General features: G+C 61.7%; 3 protein-coding genes. 2 read left to right on the forward strand and 1 reads right to left on the reverse strand.

All coding sequences use genetic code 11. The annotated features are described in order from the left end of the window. Positions 1 to 1,315: 1,315 nt before the first annotated feature. Positions 1,316 to 1,732, reverse strand: coding sequence for a helix-turn-helix transcriptional regulator (locus AB4Y86_RS11615; RefSeq protein WP_441402381.1), 417 nt, complete (start codon positions 1,730 to 1,732; stop codon positions 1,316 to 1,318). A 198-nt stretch (positions 1,733 to 1,930) separates the two neighbouring features. Here AB4Y86_RS11615 and AB4Y86_RS11620 point away from each other — a divergent pair, with 198 nt between their 5' ends. Together AB4Y86_RS11620 and AB4Y86_RS11625 are read left to right on the forward strand one after the other, a co-directional pair. Continuing rightward, positions 1,931 to 2,650 (forward strand): DUF4389 domain-containing protein, encoded by a 720-nt coding sequence (locus tag AB4Y86_RS11620; RefSeq protein ID WP_441402382.1) that lies wholly within the window; start codon positions 1,931 to 1,933, stop codon positions 2,648 to 2,650. 178 nt (positions 2,651 to 2,828) lie between these two features. After that, on the forward strand, positions 2,829 to 3,623 hold the full coding sequence (locus tag AB4Y86_RS11625; RefSeq protein WP_441402383.1) for a DUF4386 domain-containing protein: 795 nt from the start codon (positions 2,829 to 2,831) through the stop codon (positions 3,621 to 3,623). Positions 3,624 to 5,161: the final 1,538 nt, after the last annotated feature.

Below are 5,161 nucleotides of genomic sequence, written 5' to 3' on the forward strand. Positions count from 1 at the left end.
GAAGAAGAATAATGGCTGCGGTGGCGGATACTCGTGCGAAAGCAATAGCTCCATAGACCACCAGTTCCCGCAAATCGCCCCCGGGGCCGACCCGCCTGCCGACTGGCCAGGATCATGGTCATCTCCGGATCGGCCAGCATGTCATGCCGTTGCGACCGCATTCCTGCATGAACAGGTATCAGAGCGGAAATCCCGGACCGGCAGCAGCCCTGGGCCGATCAAAAGAATTGTCAGCAAGTCATGTTGTATGCGGCCCTAGCCTTCATGAAGTGGTGAAAGCGAAAACCCAAGGGAAAAGACGAACGAGGATAAACACCCAGAAGAGACCCCACAGGGCAGCACCAAGCCCGTCGTAGTCTCCCGCTCCCCCACACAACCAGATACGGTCGCTTCCGGGACCCCACACACCGGAACATCAGAGCAGAGGGAAGAGTGTGCACAAAGTGCACACGAAATAACTCCAAAAAGCCCCTGAACAGGGAAAACACTGTGCCCGAGGTGGGATTCGAACGGGACTCCAACCCTTAAATTTCCGTCTCTCCCCCGAAGACAACGCCAATCCGGGTCAGTCCGGCACCGGTACGGCCCAGTCGGAGACCCAAAGTGTGGACACTGTCCACGCCCCCAGTTCTCCCCACCAAAGACCCCCAAGCATCCGCACCCCGCGTCGACAGGGCGCGGCGCTTGTTTGCCCAGAAGGACTTGATCCTGCCGGAGAAGTCCAACCTCGGCCGCAACCAGGTCCTGCCCGCGCTCATTGCCGACTCCCGGGCGCACAGCACGGCATGCTCAGCCTAGAGACTCTCCATCACAACGTCACCTCCCTTCAAAACTTTCATGATCCGATGGTCGGCCCGCTGCATGACCGGGCAGCGCCCTTTCAGACGCTAGCCGCGGACTAGCAGAGCCACACGAAAACAACGGACCCCGGCGGCGCCACCAGCCGCCGCCACAGCACGGTGCAAACAATCAGGGCCTCGCCACGAGCGCGGCACCAGCTGGCCGACGACGGGGCATAGCGTTGTCCTCTTCCTGATCATTCAAGGTTTGTGCCTTCCTCGTCGCCCCGTCGTGGTTGTCAGGAGGAGAGTATCCAGTGCCGGTGTCACCCCGGCCGCGTACGTGTCTGCCCCGCGATTCCGATCCGAAACGGCTTGGGCGATTGACGCTAAGGTACACCCGTAATTCGATCGTCCAAGGAGCGTGGGGCGGTAGTGGTTTCCGTGGAAACAACCGCCACAGCCCCTTCGCCCGCCCCGGCGAGCCGGACGCCGGCCTCGTCGGTCGACGGAAATGCAGCCCCCGATTACGAACCCTAGGGTGTGCCAGGAACCGGAGGCTGTGACAAAACCTTAGGTGTTGCGTCGAGCTGAGCGAGCCGCCGCGGCGGCGCCCTCCGTTGTTCACGGGAGTCGACCGGGCGGACATCGGCGGCTGGAATTGTAGAACGCTTCTCCTCCGCACCGAGAAGGACGTCGAGAATTTCGCCAACCGCGATCTCATCCAGACCTTCACGGCGGATCGGCTGGTTTGGATGCAGCTCATAGACATTGCGGCTCCCGACCCGGCGGCGGGTCAGGTAACCGCCCTCGACCAAATCCGCAACGAGACGGTGCGCCGCCCGCTCTTGGACCCCCACGCTTTCGGCGACCTCCCGGATCCGGATGCCGGGGTGGCGCGCGACGCAGTAGAGCGCATGCAGGTGATTAGTCAGAAAGCCCCATTCAGCCATGCCTCCACAATAACTGTCATAGGGGACATGTCCCTATTGACCTGTCTAATGCGCCGGCTTAACGTTGCGGTATCGGCGTAAGAGTCCCCTACCGTCGACAGAGTCGCGGACCAGGCCGAACGTGAGAGACCCCGCCCGCCGCTGTGACGCCGCGCCCCTGCCGGGGCAACCGTTTACAGCTCAAGGGAAGGACTTCTCATGGGGCAACTCACCTCATACCCGCTCATCCTCGACGGCGAGCGTTCCCCGCACCTGAGCCGATGGCTGTGGTTCGTCAAATGGTTGCTGATCATCCCCCACCTTATTGCGTTGTTCTTCCTGTGGATCATTTTCCTAGTGCTGTCGGTGGTGGCGTTCTTCGCGATACTGTTCACCGGTCGCTATCCACGGGCAATTTTTGACTTCAACGTCGGCGTGCTGCGCTGGACGTGGCGGGTCAGCTTCTACTCTTACAGTGCGCTGGGCACCGACGACTATCCGCCGTTCACGTTGGCCGACGATCCGGGCTATCCGGGGCGACTGTCCGTTGAGTACCCGCCGTCGCTTTCACGCGGGCTCGTGCTGGTGAAATGGTGGCTGCTCGCGATCCCGCACTACCTGATCATCGGAGTATTCACCGGAGCCGCCTTCGCCGGCTATAACGAGGTGCGTGACGGCAACGCCTGGGCCTACGGCAGCGGCCTGATCGGCTTGCTTGTCTGCATCGCCGGTCTCGTCCTGCTGTTCGCCGGCCGCTACCCCCGCGGCGTTTTCGACCTCCTCATGGGCATGAACCGCTGGGTGTTCCGCGTCACCGCCTACGCAGCGCTGATGACCGACCAATACCCGCCGCTCCGGCTCGACATGGGCGGCAGCGAACCAACACCCAGCGCAGAGGGCCCCGTCATGATCGGGCCGAATCCGCTGCCGACGACCTAAACAGTCCGAACATTGTCGACGCGGCGGGCACCGACGGTCCTGGAGTGATCCGCTCCCCCACCACTCGAACCTGAATGACAGGTGCAAGACGCCAATCATTTTTCTCCCGTCACTCCCCGGCGCCGGGCAGCCCGCTTCATCGCAGCCGGGGAACAAGCCACTGTCAAAGGAGTACGTCATGACGGCCAACATCAGCATCAACCCGCCGGTCCGAGGACCCGCCCAGCAGCGCGGAATGCACCCGATGAGGCGAATCTCGCTGGCCGCCGGCATCCTGTATGTGCTCACGTTTGTCTCCATCCCCACCCTCGCGCTCTACAAAGCGGTGAAGGACGACGCAGGGGCTTTCGTCCTGGGCGCCGGCAGCACCGCAGGGCTGCAGTGGGGCGCCCTGTCCGAGGTCATCGTCGGCCTGGCCGGCATCGGCACCGCCGTAGTGCTCTATCCCGTGGCCAAGCGGGTCAGCCAAACCGCAGCCCTGGGATTCGTGGCCGCCCGACTCGTGGAAACCTGCCTCATCTTCGTCAGCGTCGTCAGCCTGCTCACAATCCTCACCCTGCGGAACGACGTTGCCGGCACCGCAGGGACGGACTCTGCCTCGCTGGTCACGATGAGCCATAGCCTGGTCGCAACCTACAACTGGACATTCCTTCTCTCGCAAAGCCTTATGCCCGTGGCCTGCGACCTGCTCCTGGGCTATGTGCTGTACCGCTCCGCCCTGGTGCCCCGGATCCTGCCGATGGTCGCATTCATCGGCGCACCGCTGCTCCTTGCCTCCGACGTCGCGGTCTACTTCGGCGCCTACTCCCAGGTTTCCCCGTTTGCCGTCCTAGCCGCACTACCCGTCGCAGTGTTCGAACTCTCCCTCGGCATCTATCTGATCATCAAAGGCTTCAAACCCACACCACTCACAGCAGACGACGCCTCAACCCGTCACGGTCACCCCGACACCCAACAAACGGTCCAGCCATGAACAAGGCAAGAACGGCCTCAGACACGGATGGGGCTTAGTGCCGTCAAGAAGAACCGGCTGTTAGCGGAACCGCTCTGGCGGCCATACCGCTACGACAAACTCAGCAGTGTCACCGCGGTACCAATCAACGATCAAGAGCCCCCGCACTACATCGTGGTGGCCAGCATCCGCCAGGGCCGCCTCACCCACCGGGCCCACGCCTTCCGGGATTTCTGCCTCCAACAGCAAGACTATCCAGAGCCCTCCCAGGAGTAAGAAAATCCGCGGTACTCCATACGTCCGCGTATCCACGAACGACCGCCGGAACCCACATGCGATCGGTAAAGATCCGGTCTAGGTCGCCGCCACGCTGCTCGCCCAGCATGCATTGACGCCCGGGAGGCAGTGGTAGTCGGGGGTTGCGGGCTTTGGATCCGGAGGCCAACTCCCACCGCCAAAAACAACGAGGACAGAGACTCCGGATACCCAGCATCCAAGGGCCACGATGAGATGGCTGCTGCGGCGGGTCAACTGATGGGAAGTCGATGGCAGCAAGGCCCACCAGCTCCTCCAACTCGCCCTCGAGGCTGGCCCCGGCCACCATATGGCCAGGCTCAGCGACCAAAGGATCTGATCCCGATCAGTTGCCCGTCACGCAGTTCCCCCGGCCTTCCTGCATGAACAGGTACACGAGCGGAAATTCCGCACCGGCCACAACCCTCGGTCGCTCTGAAGAATAGGCAGCAAATCATGTTGTAAGCGGGTCTAGCCACCATGAAGTGGTGAACGAGAAAGCCCAACGGAAAGGACGAACGAGGATGAAGGCCCACCAAAGACACCACAGGGCGATACCGCCGTAGACGGCCGCTCCCCCACACAACCGAATAGGCCGCCCGGGGACCCCACACACCGGAGCATCAGATCAGCGGCGAGAGTGTGGACACTGTCCACACGAAGAAACACCAAAAAAGCTCCTGAACTGGGAAAACATGTGCCCGAGGTGGGACTCGAACCGGACTCCCGGTCCTGAATATCCGCCGCTCCACCGGAAACATCCGCAATCCTGACCGGTTCGGCACCGGTACGACCCAGTCCGCAACTGATTGCGTGGACATTGTCCACACAATCTCTTTCCTCATCAAAGGCCACTCCCCCGAAAACCTCCGCAATCCGGCCCAGTCCGGCACCAGTACGACCCGATCCAAAGAGGGTGTGCACGTTGTGCACACCCTCTTTTGCCCGCTTCGGCAAGCACCGCGTTGCGGGGCGGCTCTCATGTTGGATATCGACGAAGATCATGACAGCGGGTCCTTCCTTTCTGGACATCTCATGGAGAGAGAACAGCAACCGCATGACAAACAGACAGCCCGGTCGTCCACGAAGCGAGTACGTACCACCAACGGCGTCAGCATTGTCAACTTCCTTCCACAGCACTCGCTCGCTAGGACAAGTAGTCAACAAAACCGGGGGCGGGACTATCTCATTAACGGTGTATCCGGCGGTTTCTTTTAGTAGCTTTCGGCTGCCGGGAATCGGTCGCTGAAAGTAATGGCGAAGGC

This window comes from Arthrobacter sp. 2YAF22_2, assembly GCF_052114645.1.
Taxonomy (GTDB): domain Bacteria; phylum Actinomycetota; class Actinomycetes; order Actinomycetales; family Micrococcaceae; genus Arthrobacter.

Bases quoted from the DNA above. Each gene is read 5' to 3' on its own strand.
- AB4Y86_RS11620 (WP_441402382.1), top strand. From the start codon at position 1,931: ATGGGGCAACTCACCTCATACCCGCTCATCCTCGACGGCGAGCGTTCC.
- AB4Y86_RS11625 (WP_441402383.1), top strand. From the start codon at position 2,829: ATGACGGCCAACATCAGCATCAACCCGCCGGTCCGAGGACCCGCCCAG.
- AB4Y86_RS11615 (WP_441402381.1), bottom strand. From the start codon at position 1,732: ATGGCTGAATGGGGCTTTCTGACTAATCACCTGCATGCGCTCTACTGC.